The organism is Sphingomonas carotinifaciens (genome assembly GCF_009789535.1).
Taxonomy (GTDB): Bacteria; Pseudomonadota; Alphaproteobacteria; order Sphingomonadales; family Sphingomonadaceae; genus Sphingomonas; species Sphingomonas carotinifaciens.
This window is the reverse complement of sequence record NZ_WSUT01000005.1, coordinates 1-13437: the sequence shown is the minus strand read 5'-3', so window position 1 is coordinate 13437 and position 13437 is coordinate 1. Positions and strand designations below refer to the sequence as shown.

Genomic DNA, 13437 nt, shown 5'->3' with positions numbered 1-13437 from the left:
GGCACCATGCGCGTTAGCATGGCGCGAAAATCGGGGGCAATTCCATGCGGGTAGCGCAAAGATGGCTGGCGGCGACGCTGGCGGTGGCAGTGATGGCGTCGGGCGCGCCGGCGCGGCAGGTGGCGGTGGAGGAACAATCGATCGACGCGTTGCGCGCGATGCTGGCCACGGGGCACGTATCGGGCGTCGATCTGGTGCGCGCCTATCAGGCGCGGATCGCCCGGATGGATCGCAAGGGGCCGCGGCTGCGCGCGGTGATCGCGCTGAACCCCGATGCGCTGGCGCAGGCCAAGGCGCTGGATGCCGAGCGCAAGGCCGGGCGGGTGCGCGGTGACCTGCACGGCATCCCGGTCCTGATCAAGGACAATATCGAGACGCTGGACCCGTTGCCGACGACCGCGGGCAGCCTGGCGCTGGCGGACAATCTGACGCGGCGGGATGCACCGGTCGTCGCCAGGCTGCGTGCGGCGGGGGCGGTGATCCTGGGCAAGACCAACCTGTCGGAATGGGCCAATATCCGTTCGACCCGGTCGATGAGCGGATGGAGCGCGGTGGGCGGTCTGGTGCGAAATCCCTATGCGCTGGACCGCACCGCTTGCGGTTCGTCCTCCGGGTCGGGTGCGGCGGTGGCGGCGAGCTTTGCCGCGGCGGCGGTGGGGACGGAGACGGACGGATCGATCGTCTGCCCGTCGGCGATGAACGGACTGGTCGGCATGAAGCCGTCGATCGGGCTGGTCAGCCGCACGCATGTGGTGCCGATCAGCCACAGCCAGGACACGCCGGGGCCGATGGCGCGGAGCGTGCGCGACGTGGCGATGATGCTGACCGCGATGGCGGGCGCGGACCCGGCCGACCCCGCGACGGCCGCTGCGGTGCCGCGCGACTTCGCCGCCGGGCTGTCCGCCCAGGCGCTGTCGGGCCTGCGGATCGCCGTTCGCCGGCCGGACATGCCCCGCGCCGTGGCGGCACGGTTCGATGCCGCGCTACAGGTGTTGCGGGATGCGGGGGCGATCCTGGTGCCGGTGGCGGAGCCGAAGGTGGACGGGATCGGCGAAGCGGAGTTGGTGGTGCTGCTGACCGAGTTGAAGGCGGATCTGAACGCCTATCTGGCCAGCACGCCGCCCGCCGTGACCACGCGGACGCTGGATCAGGTGATCGCGTTCAATGCGGCACGGCCGGCAGCGGAAATGCCGTTTTTCGAGCAGGAACTGTTCGTGCAGGCGGCGACGACGCATGGGCTGGACGATCCGGCGTACAAGGCGGCGCGGGCAAAGTCGCTGGCGGCGGCGCGGGGCGCGATCGACGGCATGCTGCGCGAGGCGCGCGCGCATGTGCTGGTCGAGCCGAGCTATGGCCCGGCCTGGCTGAGCGATCCGGTCCACGGCGACCAATATAACGGCCCGAGCGCCAGCCAGTGGCCAGCCATCGCAGGCTATCCGCATCTGACGGTGCCGATGGGGTTGGTGCTGGGCCTGCCGGTGGGGTTGTCGTTCGTTGCGGCGAGGGACGGCGATGCGGTCGTGCTGCAGGCCGGATATGCGTATGAGCAGCGGGCGCAGGCGCGGGTTCGACCGGGTTATGCGCCCAGTGTCGAGGCGGGGGCGCGGTAGCGGCGGGCGATGCGGAATTGCCAGAGGACGAGGAGGGGGACGAGGACGAGTTCGAGCAGCAGGCCGAGGAGATGGCCGCGCGAGGGGGCGCCGACCGCCATCAGCGAGCCGAGCCGGGCAAAGCCGCCGGCGACGACGAGCGCGGCGAGCAGGCGGAAGCGGGGCCCCTGCCGCTCGATCGCGGGGATGCAGGTGGTGAAGGCCATGCCGACGCCCAGGAATATGCCCGACAGATACCGGACATGGCTGTCCAGATCGACGGGGACGAGCGGCGGGCGGCCCATCCAGACGGGGCCGAGCAGCACGCCCGCCGTACCCGCCGCGATCGGCACGCAGCAGGCGAGCGCCACCGCCGCCTGCAGCAGGCGACGCTCCACCGCCGGCGTCACGACAGGATTTCCTTGCGGACATGGATGGCGCGCAGCGAGATCCGCACCTCGATCATGAAGGCGGCCAGGCACAGGATGAGCAGGGACACCGACAGGATGAAGGCGAGCGCGATCCAGGTGCCGATATGGAATTTGCCCAGGTTCGCCACGAAAAGCAGCGCGATGACGAGGCAGGCCATGACCGCGCTGAGCACCGACATGAAGAGCGCCGCATTGATGATCGACATGCGCCGGTCGAGCAGCCGCAATTCCCATTTCAGGCGGCCGCGGTGCGCCTCGTCCCCGGCGCGTTCGAGCAGCAGTTCGAGCGCGCGGGCACGATCGATGACGCGGGCGAGCCGGCCGGCAAGCACGTTGAGCAACTGGCCGATCGCCGCCAGCATGAAGACGGGCGCGAGCGACAACTGGATCGTCTGCGCGATGGTGGAGACGGCGGGAAGGGTCGGCATCGCGGGCAAAGGTGGCGCGGTCGCGCGTGCGAGACAAGGCCGAAGCGGCATCATGCGCCCACAAAGGCGTTGGTAACCTGCATCAGTGTAAGCCCTCGCCATGCGCCGATCCGGACGGGATAAAGAACGATCGTGACCATGCCGATGCGCCTTGCCGGAGATGAGGGAACCACGTCGCGGGTGAGGGCGACGCTGGTCGAGGGGCTGTCCACCGCGATCGACGAGGTTGCGGCGGCGGCGCCCGCCACGCATCGTTTTTTGCGGTATCAATGGTTTGCCTCGGCAGTGGCGGTATATGGCGGCCCCGCCACGACGCTTGTGGTGGAGGAGGATGGGCGCCCCGTGCTGGCGATGCCGCTGGTGCCGGTGGGGCCGCGCATGGCGCGCATCGCCGCCGTGCCCGGCTCCTACTGGCCGTTTCGGGCACCGGTGACGGCGGAGGGCGCGACCGGCGCGGTGGCGCGCGCGGCACTGGCCCTGCTGGCGCGGCACCGGCGGGCGATCCGAATCGGCCCGGTGCCGGATAGCGATTCGGGCGTGACGATGCTGGTGGAGGCGGCGCGGGCATCGGGATGGACGGCGAGCGATCGGGTGATCGGCACGACCTGGATCTTCCGCATGGCCGATGCGGCGGCAGGAGGTGCGTGGCCGCGCAACTCGACGCTGCGCAAGAACCGGTTCTTTGAAAAGCATCTGGGCGAGCATGGTGCGCTGGACTGGTCGTTCCTGACCGGGGCCGACTGGCCGGCCGGGTTCGATACGCTGGGGGCGATCGAGACGCGAAGCTGGGTCGGTCAGGAGGGGCTGGACGCCAAGTTCACGATGCAGGGGCGGCATGGTGCCTTTTGGCGCAGGGCGATGGCCGATCCCGTGCTGGCGGGCATGGCGCGCGCGGCGTTGCTGCGCATCGACGGGGCGCCGGCCGCCTTCTCGTTCGACCTGGATGCCGGTCCGTGGCGCTACGCGATCGCCAACAGCTACGATCCGCAATTCGCGCGGCAGAGCCCGGGCCGGTTGCTGGTCTATCGCAACCTGGCCGACGCACTGGCGCGGGGGGTGCGCGACGTGGACTGGGGCATCGGCGATTCAGGCTACAAGGAAACGCTGGGCAGCGAGCCGGGGCCGGCGATGCGTGACTGGCTGTTGTGTGCGCCGGGCGTGTCCGCGCTGGCCGGGCGCCTGATGGCCGAAAGCTGGCGGCGCAGCGCGAGGGGGTAGCGGGCGGCTCAGAGTCCGTTTGGAAATGCGCTGTGAACGCATTCAGCGGGCTGGCTCCGCCCGAAATTGGCTCTTTCGCCAATTTCCAAACAGCCGCTCAGCCCGCGTCGGCGAGGATACGTTCGACCTCTGCCGAGGTGATGCCCAGCACATCGGCGAGGCCGGATATGGTGGCGCCGCGCTTCACCATGTCGCGGACTCGATCGGGATCGGCGGTGACCGTATAGTTTCGCGTGTCGCGCTGTTCGCGCACGACATCCTTGCGGCCCGAGGAACGGCGACGGCTGGCCGCGGCGGCATGCGGATCGCGGGCGGCGAGTGCCTGTTCCTGTTCGCGGCGCGCCTCGCGGGCTTGTTCGCGCGCGGCGATATCAGCCTGGCGACTGGCGGCGCGCGCTTCGAGGCGCTGCGCCATCAGGTCGACGCGGTCCTGCGCGCGGGCTTCGCGGGCCCTGGCGCGCTCGGCGGCGCGGTCCTCCGGGCTGGCGTTCGTCCTGATGCGAAAGCCCGGCGAGGCGGCGGGCACGCCCCAGCTCTTGTCGACCAATTCTGCTGCTCCGGATCCGGTGGCCCGGCCGCCCAGTCGCCGCAGGGGCGGGGGCCGGTATCCGGACCGCCGTTATCGCATCAGTCCGGCGGCGCGCAAGGCATCCTCGATCACCTTGCCGACATTGGCGCTGGCGCCGGCTGGTTCGGGGGGCTCGGCCGTGCGGGGGGCGGGGGGCGGCATCCGCTCCAGCACCGCCGTGCGGGGGGCGGCGCTTTCGCGAACGTCGTCGGCGGGGATCAGGCCCCAGAAGCGGCCGATATGGCGGGTGGAGGAAATGCTGGCATCGAGCATATAGGCGCCGGCCTGTCCGCAGCGATCGTCGCCCGCGACGGCGAGCGGGGTGCCGTGGCCCATGCCGGTGATGCTGTATTCCTCGATCACCGGCCAGCCCGATGCGTCGTGCCACACGCGGCGGGGATACCCGTCCACCGTCTCCTGCCGATCGGGTCGCGCATTGGCCCCGTGGAGCGAGCGCCATTGGCGGATGATCGCATCGGCATTGGAGGGGGCGACGGTCGCATCCCCGCTGCCGTGCCAGATCGAGATGGTGGGCCAGGGACCGTCATGGTCGGAGGCGTCGCGCACCAGTGCGGCCAGCGCGTCCTCACCGGGGATGCCGTGGCCGCGCATGCGGTCGAACGCCTGCGGCATGGTGGTCGCGCTACCATAGGGCAGGCCGGCGATGATCGCACCGCCGGCGAACACCTCCGGATAGGTCGCCAGCATGACCGAGGCCATCGCCCCGCCGGCGGACAGGCCGGTGACGAAGACGCGCGCCGGATCGATCGCATGCCGGGCGGTGACCGCGGCGATCATCTGGCGGATCGACAGCGCCTCGCCGGTGCCGTGCCGGCTGTCTTCGGGATTGAACCAGTTGAAGCAGAGATTGGGGTTGTTCTGCCGCTGCTGCTCCGGAAACAGCACCGCGAAACCGTAGCGGTCGGCCATGTCCGACCAGCCGGCACCCAGATCATAGCCCGCGGCGGTCTGGGTGCAGCCGTGCAGGACGACGACGAGCGGGGCATCGGGGGCGAGCGCGGCGGGAATGTGGACATAGCCGTGCAGCGCGCCGGGGTTGGAGCCGAACGCATCCAGCCTCGTCAGGCGGCTGCTGTCGGGCGCCAGCCCCGTGTTCATCGCACCGGCGCCGCGCAGTGCGGCGAGCCGGCCAACCGTATCGGAAATCTTTCGCATCGGCCGCGTCCTCATCAAGAGCCATGGCACAGGGATGGCCTATGCGACCTTGCTGCACTGCACAAGAGATGGGGCGCGGGTGGGCTTTTGCAACGGTGTGGGCGGCCAGTGGCGGTGACCGGGACGATAGCCGTGCAGTTTACCGGGCCGATCAGGGGATATTGATCGATGTTAGATGGTTAGGTGCACCAACGGGTTTTTTCGCGTGGTTACCATGCGGCCGGATCGGACAATGGGAGGCGACGCATGACGGATCGAGGCAAGAAGGGCCTGCGCGGCATCAACATCATTACCGGCATTTGCGGCCTGACCGCTTTGGGCGGCGCGATCTCGCTCGGGATGCTGGAGGAAAAGCAGGCCGAAAAACAGCAGTTGCGGCAGGCCGATACACGTTCGGACACGCGCCGCGATGCGGAGCGTCGAGCCGCCAGAATGGCCGAGCCGGCCATCGCCGACTCGACGGTGCAGTAGGGGAATATTCGGGAGGGGCGATCACCGCGCGTGTCGCGGTGCCCCCTCCCGGACCGCTGGATCAGCGGCGGATATACCGGAAATACCAGACCTCGTGACCCTGGCGGCGGGCCTTGCGCTCGTAGCGGGTTTCCGGCCAGTCGGCGGGCCGCTCAAGGAAGTCGCGCGGGGTCTGCGCCTGCCAGACGAAGTCGGTGCGCGCGTTCATCACCATCATCGACCAGCGGCAATAGGTGGGATCGTCGGTGCCGAGGCGGAACTCGCCGCCGGGTTTAAGCTTGGCGGCGATCGCGTCGAGCGGGCCGTGGTTCATCATCCGCCGCTTGGCGTGGCGCGCCTTGCGCCAGGGATCGGGGTGGAGGAGGTAAACACGCTCCAGGCTGGCATCGGGCAGGCGCTCGACCACCTCCAGCGCGTCGCCCATGTGCAGCCGGACATTGGCGAGATCGCGGTCGCGAATATGGCCGAGGGCGCCGACGACGCCGTTCAGGAAGGGTTCGCAGCCGATGAAGCCGGCGGCGGGCGCCGCCTCGGCCTGTCCAGCGAGATGCTCGCCTGCCCCGAAACCGATCTCCAGTTGCAGCGGGCGATCGTCGCCGAACAGCGTTTGCGCGTCGATGGGGCCGGTTTCGGGCACGCTGAAGGTGGGCAGGGTTTCCTCGACCAGGGCGGCCTGGCCCTGGCGAAGCTTGTGGCCTTGGCGGCGGCCATACAGGCGGCGGATGGCAACGGGATCGTTCATGGCCGCCGCCCTTAATCCGATGATGCGCCGGAGCAAAGTGGCCGCACCGGCGGTTGCATCGCCGATCGGACAGTGACGGGCGGCGATCAGCACCGGGAAGGACGGCGATGGGCAAGAAGAAGGATGCCAAGAAGGCGGGCAAGGCGCTGCTGAAGGCGGATACCGAGGCGACGCACGATGTGGCGCAAAACCGCGATACCCTGTTGGTGCGGGTGGCGGGGGGCGCCAGCGAGATTGCGGATCAGCCGCCGTTGATCGCGATCTCCGCCGTGACCCTGGTGGCCGGCGTCGTGCTGCGGCGGTCGATGCTGGCGCGGACGGGCGCGCGCATGCTGACCGCGCATCTGATCGCGACGGGCATCAAGAGCGCAGTGAAGCGCAGCGTGGTCCGGGCGCGGCCGAACCATGCGGAAAAGATTGGCAAGCCGGTCTTCGAGCCGGGCAAGAAGGATACGCCGCCGCTCAACTCCTTTCCGTCGGGGCATACGGCGGGCGCCGTCGCCGTGGCCAACGCGGTTGCCCGCGACGCGCCGCTGGCGGGGCTGGCGACGCAGGGTGCCGCCGGGGTCGTCGCCGCCCTGCAACCGCCGCGGGGTACGCATTATGTCAGCGATGTCGTGGTCGGCGGCGCGATCGGCTGGGTGTCGGAACGGGCAGCGCGGCTGATCGTCGACCGGTGGGCGCCGAGGATCTGGCGGCGCATCGCCAAATGACCGGGCCAAATGACCGGATAGCAAAAGGGCCCCGACCGGCTGGCGGTCGGAGCCCTTTGGTTCAGCGGTCGGGGACCGTGGATCAGTCGGCCAGTTCGGCCTTCAGCGCATCGACCAGATCGGTCTTTTCCCAGGTGAACAGCGCACCCTCCGCATCGCGGCCGAAATGGCCATAGGCGGCGGTCTTCGAATAGATCGGCGCGTTCAGCTTCAGATGCTCGCGAATACCCTTGGGGGTCAGGCGAACGAGCTTGGGCAGCGCATGCTCCAGCTTCGATTCCTCGATATTGCCGGTGCCGTGCAGGTCGACATAGACCGACAGCGGCTCGGCGATGCCGATCGCATAGGAGAGCTGGATGGTGCAGCGCTTGGCGAGACCGGCCGCGACGACGTTCTTGGCGAGATAGCGCGCGACATAGGCGGCCGAACGGTCGACCTTGGTCGGGTCCTTGCCCGAGAACGCACCGCCGCCGTGCGGGGCGGCACCGCCATAGGTGTCGACGATGATCTTGCGTCCGGTCAGGCCCGCGTCGCCATCGGGGCCGCCGATTTCGAACAGGCCGGTCGGGTTGACGTAGATCGCCTTGTCGTCCGGCAGCCAGCCCTCGGGCAGGACCTCGGCAAAGACGCCCTTGACGTAGTCGCGCAGCTTGGCCTGACCTTCGGGGTTCGACAGGTCGGCGGAATGCTGCGTCGAGACGACCAGGGCGGTAGCGCGGACGGGCACGCCCTGTTCATATTGCAGCGTCACCTGGCTCTTGGCGTCCGGCTCCAGGAAGGGAGCAGCGCCGGAGTGACGGTCGGCGGCCATCTTTTCCAGGATCTTGTGGCTGTAATACAGGGTGGCGGGCATCAGACCGGGCGTCTCGTCGGTGGCGTAGCCGAACATGATGCCCTGGTCGCCGGCGCCCTCGTCCTTGTTGCCGCTCTCGTCCACGCCCATCGCGATATGCGCCGACTGGGCATGGAGGTTGTTCGAGAAGTCGAAGCTTTCCCAGTGGAAGCCGTCCTGCTCATAACCGATGCGCTTGACCGTCTCGCGCACGGTACGCTCGATCTCGTCGAGCGCGCCATCGACCCAGGCGCCGTTCTCGAACACGCCCTTGCAGCGGATCTCGCCGGCCAGCACGACCTTGTTGGTGGTCGTCAGCGTCTCGCACGCGATGCGTGCCTCGGGATCCTTGGAGAGGAACAGGTCGACGATCGCGTCGGAAATCTGGTCGGCGACCTTGTCGGGATGGCCTTCGGATACGGATTCGGAGGTGAAGATGTAGGAACTGCGCATACCCGTCCTCATAAGGATATAAAGATAGCTTTATATGTGCGTCTAACGACCGCGGCGGCGGATGGCAACGGCGATGGCGAACAGCGCGATGGCGACCAGCGCGGCCAGGAGGTTGCCCAGCCGGGCAAAGAGTGTCGGCGGCAGGGCGGGGGGGATCGGCGCCTCTACCGCGCCTGCCTTCTCATGGGGAATGCGGGCGACGACGCGGCCGTCTGCGGCGATGATCGCCGAGATGCCGGTCGGGGTGGCGCGGACCACGGGCAATCCCTCCTCGATGGCGCGCAACTGCGCCTGCGCCAGGAACTGGGGCGGGCCCCAGCGGCCGTACCAGGCGTCATTGGAGGGGTTGAAGATCAGGCGCGGGCGATGGGCGCGGTCGACGACCTCGCCGGAGAAGATGATCTCGTAACAGACCTGGATGCCGATGGCGCCGTAAGCGGGCCAGTTGAGCGATGCCGGGCCGCGACCGGGTACGAAGTCGATATCGCCGGGGACGAGGCGCGCGAGGCCAAGCGGGGTCAGCAGCGAGGACCAGGGCAGATATTCGCCAAAGGGCACGAGATGCGCCTTGTCGTACCGGCCGGCGATCCGTGCCTCCGGCGTGATGGCGAGCACCGAGTTGCCGGCACCGTCGATATCGCCGCGCGCATCGAAGGTCAGCGTGGTGGCGTTGGTCATCACCATGTCGCGCGGGCCCAGGATGTTGGCGATGCGGCGGCGGGTGTCGACCGGCCAGCGGCGATCGTAGACATAGGCGGGATAGCCGTTTTCCAGCAACTGCTGGAGCAGCCCTTCCGGCCAGACGATCAGGCGGGGTACCGTGCCGGGGCGGCCCGACCCGGCGATGAGCGCGTCGAGGGTGTAATCGCCGGCATCGGCGGTGCGCAGGTCGTTGCCAATATTGGGTTGGACGACGCGGATGCGGGGGGTGCCGGGGGCGGGGGGCGGCGCGTGGGTGAAGGGGGCGGAGGCGGCGGCGAGCGCGAAGGTGGCGGCGGCGATCGCGGGAAGCGTCCAGCGGCGCCGGACGGCGAGCAGCAGCGCGCCGGCGGCGACGATCGTCAGCCCGGACAAGGCATAGGTGCCGACCAGCGCGCTGATCCGGGCGACGCCGATCACGGGCAGCCAGAGGACCGCCAGCGGGTCCCAGGCATAGCCGGTGAGGAGGGTGGCGCGGAGATATTCGGTGGCGATCCAGGCGGCGGCGAAGACGAGGACGAAGGGAGCGTCCGGCCCGGTGTCCGTTCGGCGGGCGCGCCAGGCGATGCCGGCGGCAGCCATGGGGAAGATGCCGAGATAGAGGGCAAGGGCGACGGACGCAAAATACCCCAGCACGGGCGGCATCTTGTCCTGAAAATCGAAGGCGTGCTGAAACCAGTTGTTGTTGATGGTGAAATGGCCGAGCCCGAACAGCCAGCCCTGCCACAGCGCGGTGCGCAGCGTCGGCGCACGGTGGATGAGCAGCATCCAGCCCGCCAGCGCCACAAGGGTGAGCGGCCAGAGATGAAGGGGCGCGAAGCCGCAGGCGGCAACGGCACCGAGGATGAGGGCGAGCAGGGCGGGAGAACGGGTCACGCGGTCTGCGATATGGCGCGGGCGGGGCAGGGGCAATCGGGTAGATGGGGGACTCGCCAAGCGGGTGGGCCGTACCTAGCTTGGCGGCGATGACGCCGTGCCCGTTCCGGCCCGCTTTTCACGTCCATTATCCCGCTACCAAGGAGACCAAGGCATGAGCGCACCGATCACGATGGATATCCCGCACAAGTTGGGCAAGGCGGGCGTGCGGGCGCGACTGGATGGCGGGGTCGGCAAGATCGGGCGGCTGATCCCCGGCGGGGCGCAGGTCGTGCATCGCTGGGAGGGGGACAGGATGCTGTTCACCGTGCAGGCGATGGGCCAGGCGATCGAGGCGGAGGCGACGGTGTTCGAGGACAAGGTGCATGCGGTGGTGAACCTGCCCGGCTTCCTGGCGCTGTTTGCGGGGAAGATCCAGGAGGCAATCCAGCGGGAGGGGCCCAAGCTGCTGAAGTAGGGGGCGGGTGGGGCTCGCGCGGCGTTGCGCTGCTGGGCTGCCCCTAACCCTCCCGCTGCTTTGGCAGCGGGCCCCTCCAGCATCAGGTCGTCCATGCCCCCGGCATGGACTAAACAGCGCGGGGCGCTGTTCACCTGATGCTCCCCGGAGGGGAGAGGGTTTGGATTTACCGGGCGGTGACGCGCCAGATCTTGTTGCCGACATCGTCGGCGACCAGCAGGGCGCCGGTCTTGTCGATGATGACGCCGACCGGGCGGCCCTGTGCATCGCCATCGGCGTTCAGGAAGCCGCCGACCACATCGAACGGCTTGGCGCCCGCCACCGGGAAGCCGTTGGCGCCGAAGGGGATATAGACCACCTTGTAGCCCGACACCGGCTTGCGGTTCCACGAGCCATGTTCGCCGATGAACACGCCGTTGCCGAAGCGGCTGCCCAGTTTCGCTTCGTTTGCGAAGGTGAGGCCGAGGGCCGCGACATGGGGGCCGAGCGCGTAATCGGGACGCTTCGAATATTGCTGAAGCTGCGGATAGGCGGGCTCGACGCGGGTGTCGGGATAGCCGCCCCAATAATACCAGGGCCAGCCGAAATGGTCGCCAAACTCGACCTGGGTCAGGTAATCGGGGGCGAGATCGGACCCGAGCATGTCGCGCTCGTTGACCACGGTCCAGAGCCGGCCATTGGTGGGGTTGAGCGCCATGCCGTTCGGGTTGCGCAGGCCCGCGGCATAGATCCGCCAGTTCTTGTCGGCGGGCCAGATCTGGAGGATGTTGGCGCGGTACTTCTCCGCCTCCATGCCGCCTTCCGCGATATTGCTGGCCGAGCCGACGCTGACGAACAGGGTGCGGCCGTCACCCGAGGGGATGACGTTGCGCGCCCAGTGATTGCCGCCGGGGTTCAGCTTGATGACCAGTTCGGGCTTGGCGGTGATGCGGGTCGCGCCCTCGGTATAGGGTACGCGGACCAGGGCATCGGTGTTGGCGACATATAGCTGCCCCTCGAACAGCGTCATGCCGAAGGGCGAGTTGAGCCCGGTCATGAAGGCGGTGCGGGTATCGACGCGGCCGTCGCCATTGGCGTCGCGCAGCAGGGTGATGCGGTTGGCGGAGGGAACGCCGGCACCGGCGCGGCCGAGCAGGACGTTCATCACCTTTTGCACGACGCCGCCGCCCTCGCGCGGCGGCGAATTCGTCTCGGCCACCAGCACGTCGCCATTGGGCAGGCGGTAGAGCCAGCGGGGATGATCGAGCCCGCCGGCAAATTCCTCGATCCGCAGGCCGGGCGCGACGCTGGGCTTGGCACCCGCCTGCCAGCCGACTGCCTTGGCGACCTTGACCGTGGGAATGGTCTGCTGGCGCGGTGCGGTGATGGTCGGTTGACGGCCGACGACCTGATCGACCGGCAGTTGGGCGGTGTCCGGCCAGGCGAGCCAGGTGACGATGCCGGCCCCGACAAGGAGCAACAGGCCGAGCACGATCAGGATGTGTTTGCGCATGGGCACCTTGCTAGACGCAGCCGCGGCCGAGGGAAAGAGCGGGCGCGTCAATGACAATGGCCGCCGGCGTGGGAGAAACGCCGGCGGCCGATCGGGCCCGTCAGGGAAGCAAGGGAGTTACTTCACGGGCTCGAACTTGGGTGCCTCCGCCTCGGTATTCTTGTGCGGTTCGTTTACCGCCATGCGGTCGACATCCTTGTGCGTCTCGCGGTCCTCCTCGGACTTGTCGAGATGGGCGAGCGCGTTGCGGACGCCCTCGGCATAGGAGGGGTCGACCTTGGCGAAGTGGCCGAGCTGCCGGTCGATGATGAACTGCGGGATGCCATGCATCGCGGCGGCGATGTTCTTGAACAGGCGGCCCTTCTGCTCGTCGTCGAACATGGTGTAGAGCGCGCGGGGCTGGACGAAATCGTCATCGCCGACCGGCTGCTCCCACCGCTTGGCGACGCCGTGCACCTCCAGCGGCGGCTCGTTGTAGCGCGGGTCCTGCACCGGGCCGTCGAAGCTGTTCGGCTCGTAATAGGCATCGGGATTGTTGTTGTCCGCGAAGAAGCGGAGCAGGCCGTCCTTGTGGTAATGCGCGACGGGCGACTTGGGCTGGTTGACCGGCAGTGCCTCGTAATGCGCGCCGAGGCGGTGGCGGTGCGCATCGGCATAGGAGAAGATGCGGCCCTGCAGCATCTTGTCCGGCGAGAAGCCGATGCCGCGCACGACGTTCGACGGGCTGAACGCGGCCTGCTCCACCTGGGCGAAGTAGTTTTCCGGGTTCTTGTTCAACTCGATCTCGCCGACCTCGATCAGCGGGAAATCGGCGTGCGGCCAGACCTTGGTCAGGTCGAAGGGGTTGTACGACGTCTCGTTCGCCTGCTCCTGCGTCATGACCTGGACGTACATCGTCCATTTCGGGAAGCGGCCCTCATGGATCGCGCCGTAGAGTTCCTCCTGATAGGATTCGCGGCTCTTGCCGATGATCTCGGCGGCTTCCTCGTTCGTGTAGAATTTGTGGCCCTGCTGGGTCTTGAAGTGGAACTTGCACCAGTAGCGCTCGCCCGCGTCGTTCCAGAAGGAGAAGGTGTGGCTGCCATAGCCGTTCATATATTGCGGGCCGATCGGCAGGCCGCGATCGGACATCAGGATCGTCACCTGATGAACGGACTCAGGGCAGAGCGACCAGAAATCCCACATCGCGGTCGGCGAGCGCAGGTTGGTGCGCGGATGGCGCTTCTGGGTGCGGATGAAGTCCGGGAACTTGTAGGGATCGCGCACGAAGAAGATCGGCGTGTTGTTGCCGA

At 68.3% G+C, this 13437-nt stretch carries 14 protein-coding genes; 5 read left to right on the top strand and 9 right to left on the bottom strand.

Annotation, left to right across the window (positions count from 1 at the left end; translation table 11 throughout):
- The first annotated feature begins 44 nt into the window (after positions 1–44).
- Positions 45–1610 (top strand): amidase, encoded by a 1566-nt coding sequence (locus GQR91_RS02080; RefSeq protein ID WP_149680980.1) that lies wholly within the window; start codon positions 45–47, stop codon positions 1608–1610.
- Here GQR91_RS02080 and GQR91_RS02075 read toward each other — a convergent pair.
- Positions 1577–1999 (bottom strand): DUF4345 domain-containing protein, encoded by a 423-nt coding sequence (locus tag GQR91_RS02075; protein WP_149680979.1) that lies wholly within the window; start codon positions 1997–1999, stop codon positions 1577–1579. The two genes, GQR91_RS02080 and GQR91_RS02075, sit on opposite strands and share 34 nt — an antisense overlap.
- Complete coding sequence (locus GQR91_RS02070) at positions 1996–2448, bottom strand: DUF2721 domain-containing protein (RefSeq protein ID WP_112381252.1); 453 nt, start codon at positions 2446–2448, stop codon at positions 1996–1998. Before GQR91_RS02070 ends, GQR91_RS02075 begins: the two co-directional genes overlap by 4 nt.
- A 138-nt stretch (positions 2449–2586) precedes the next feature.
- Between GQR91_RS02070 and GQR91_RS02065 the strand changes: the two genes are divergently transcribed.
- Complete coding sequence (locus GQR91_RS02065; protein ID WP_235903882.1) at positions 2587–3666, top strand: GNAT family N-acetyltransferase; 1080 nt, start codon at positions 2587–2589, stop codon at positions 3664–3666.
- A 97-nt stretch (positions 3667–3763) separates the two neighbouring features.
- Here the strand turns inward: GQR91_RS02065 and GQR91_RS02060 are convergent, their stop codons facing one another.
- Together GQR91_RS02060 and GQR91_RS02055 are read right to left on the bottom strand one after the other, a co-directional pair.
- Positions 3764–4213, bottom strand: a complete 450-nt coding sequence (locus tag GQR91_RS02060) for a hypothetical protein (RefSeq protein ID WP_149680978.1) — start codon at positions 4211–4213, stop codon at positions 3764–3766.
- Positions 4214–4285: 72 nt separating this feature from the next.
- Positions 4286–5410 (bottom strand): extracellular catalytic domain type 1 short-chain-length polyhydroxyalkanoate depolymerase, encoded by a 1125-nt coding sequence (locus GQR91_RS02055; protein ID WP_149680977.1) that lies wholly within the window; start codon positions 5408–5410, stop codon positions 4286–4288.
- 246 nt (positions 5411–5656) lie between these two features.
- Between GQR91_RS02055 and GQR91_RS02050 the strand changes: the two genes are divergently transcribed.
- Complete coding sequence (locus GQR91_RS02050) at positions 5657–5881, top strand: hypothetical protein (RefSeq protein ID WP_149680976.1); 225 nt, start codon at positions 5657–5659, stop codon at positions 5879–5881.
- A 61-nt stretch (positions 5882–5942) separates the two neighbouring features.
- On the opposite strand, the gene trmB is transcribed toward GQR91_RS02050, so the two are convergent.
- Positions 5943–6623 carry a tRNA (guanosine(46)-N7)-methyltransferase TrmB gene (gene trmB / locus GQR91_RS02045; protein WP_149680975.1) on the bottom strand — a complete coding sequence of 227 codons (681 nt, stop codon included), beginning with the start codon at positions 6621–6623 and terminating at the stop codon, positions 5943–5945.
- A gap of 107 nt (positions 6624–6730) precedes the next feature.
- Here trmB and GQR91_RS02040 point away from each other — a divergent pair, with 107 nt between their 5' ends.
- Complete coding sequence (locus GQR91_RS02040) at positions 6731–7336, top strand: phosphatase PAP2 family protein (RefSeq protein WP_149680974.1); 606 nt, start codon at positions 6731–6733, stop codon at positions 7334–7336.
- Positions 7337–7418: 82 nt separating this feature from the next.
- Here the strand turns inward: GQR91_RS02040 and metK are convergent, their stop codons facing one another.
- Both metK and lnt read right to left on the bottom strand, forming a co-directional pair.
- A complete protein-coding gene (metK, locus tag GQR91_RS02035) occupies positions 7419–8621 on the bottom strand; it encodes a methionine adenosyltransferase (protein WP_112381222.1) in 1203 nt (400 codons plus the stop codon).
- Positions 8622–8663: 42 nt separating this feature from the next.
- Positions 8664–10196: an apolipoprotein N-acyltransferase gene (lnt, locus tag GQR91_RS02030; RefSeq protein WP_174236577.1), complete on the bottom strand. Its 1533-nt coding sequence runs from the start codon at positions 10194–10196 to the stop codon at positions 8664–8666.
- 154 nt (positions 10197–10350) lie between these two features.
- Between lnt and GQR91_RS02025 the strand changes: the two genes are divergently transcribed.
- Positions 10351–10653, top strand: a complete 303-nt coding sequence (locus GQR91_RS02025) for a polyhydroxyalkanoic acid system family protein (RefSeq protein WP_149680973.1) — start codon at positions 10351–10353, stop codon at positions 10651–10653.
- Between the two features lie 166 nt (positions 10654–10819).
- Here GQR91_RS02025 and GQR91_RS02020 read toward each other — a convergent pair whose 3' ends face one another.
- Together GQR91_RS02020 and GQR91_RS02015 are read right to left on the bottom strand one after the other, a co-directional pair.
- Complete coding sequence (locus GQR91_RS02020; RefSeq protein ID WP_149680972.1) at positions 10820–12145, bottom strand: PQQ-dependent sugar dehydrogenase; 1326 nt, start codon at positions 12143–12145, stop codon at positions 10820–10822.
- Between the two features lie 117 nt (positions 12146–12262).
- Positions 12263–13437 (bottom strand): catalase (locus GQR91_RS02015; RefSeq protein WP_164727734.1); only part of this gene is annotated, 1175 nt, incomplete at its 5' end.

Coding starts and splice junctions, on each gene's coding strand:
- GQR91_RS02020 (WP_149680972.1), bottom strand. CDS start 12,145: ATGCGCAAACACATCCTGATCGTGCTCGGCCTGTTGCTCCTTGTCGGG.
- trmB (WP_149680975.1), bottom strand. CDS start 6,623: ATGAACGATCCCGTTGCCATCCGCCGCCTGTATGGCCGCCGCCAAGGC.
- GQR91_RS02025 (WP_149680973.1), top strand. CDS start 10,351: ATGAGCGCACCGATCACGATGGATATCCCGCACAAGTTGGGCAAGGCG.
- GQR91_RS02055 (WP_149680977.1), bottom strand. CDS start 5,410: ATGCGAAAGATTTCCGATACGGTTGGCCGGCTCGCCGCACTGCGCGGC.
- GQR91_RS02050 (WP_149680976.1), top strand. CDS start 5,657: ATGACGGATCGAGGCAAGAAGGGCCTGCGCGGCATCAACATCATTACC.
- GQR91_RS02070 (WP_112381252.1), bottom strand. CDS start 2,448: ATGCCGACCCTTCCCGCCGTCTCCACCATCGCGCAGACGATCCAGTTG.
- GQR91_RS02065 (WP_235903882.1), top strand. CDS start 2,587: ATGCCGATGCGCCTTGCCGGAGATGAGGGAACCACGTCGCGGGTGAGG.
- GQR91_RS02080 (WP_149680980.1), top strand. CDS start 45: ATGCGGGTAGCGCAAAGATGGCTGGCGGCGACGCTGGCGGTGGCAGTG.
- GQR91_RS02040 (WP_149680974.1), top strand. CDS start 6,731: ATGGGCAAGAAGAAGGATGCCAAGAAGGCGGGCAAGGCGCTGCTGAAG.
- metK (WP_112381222.1), bottom strand. CDS start 8,621: ATGCGCAGTTCCTACATCTTCACCTCCGAATCCGTATCCGAAGGCCAT.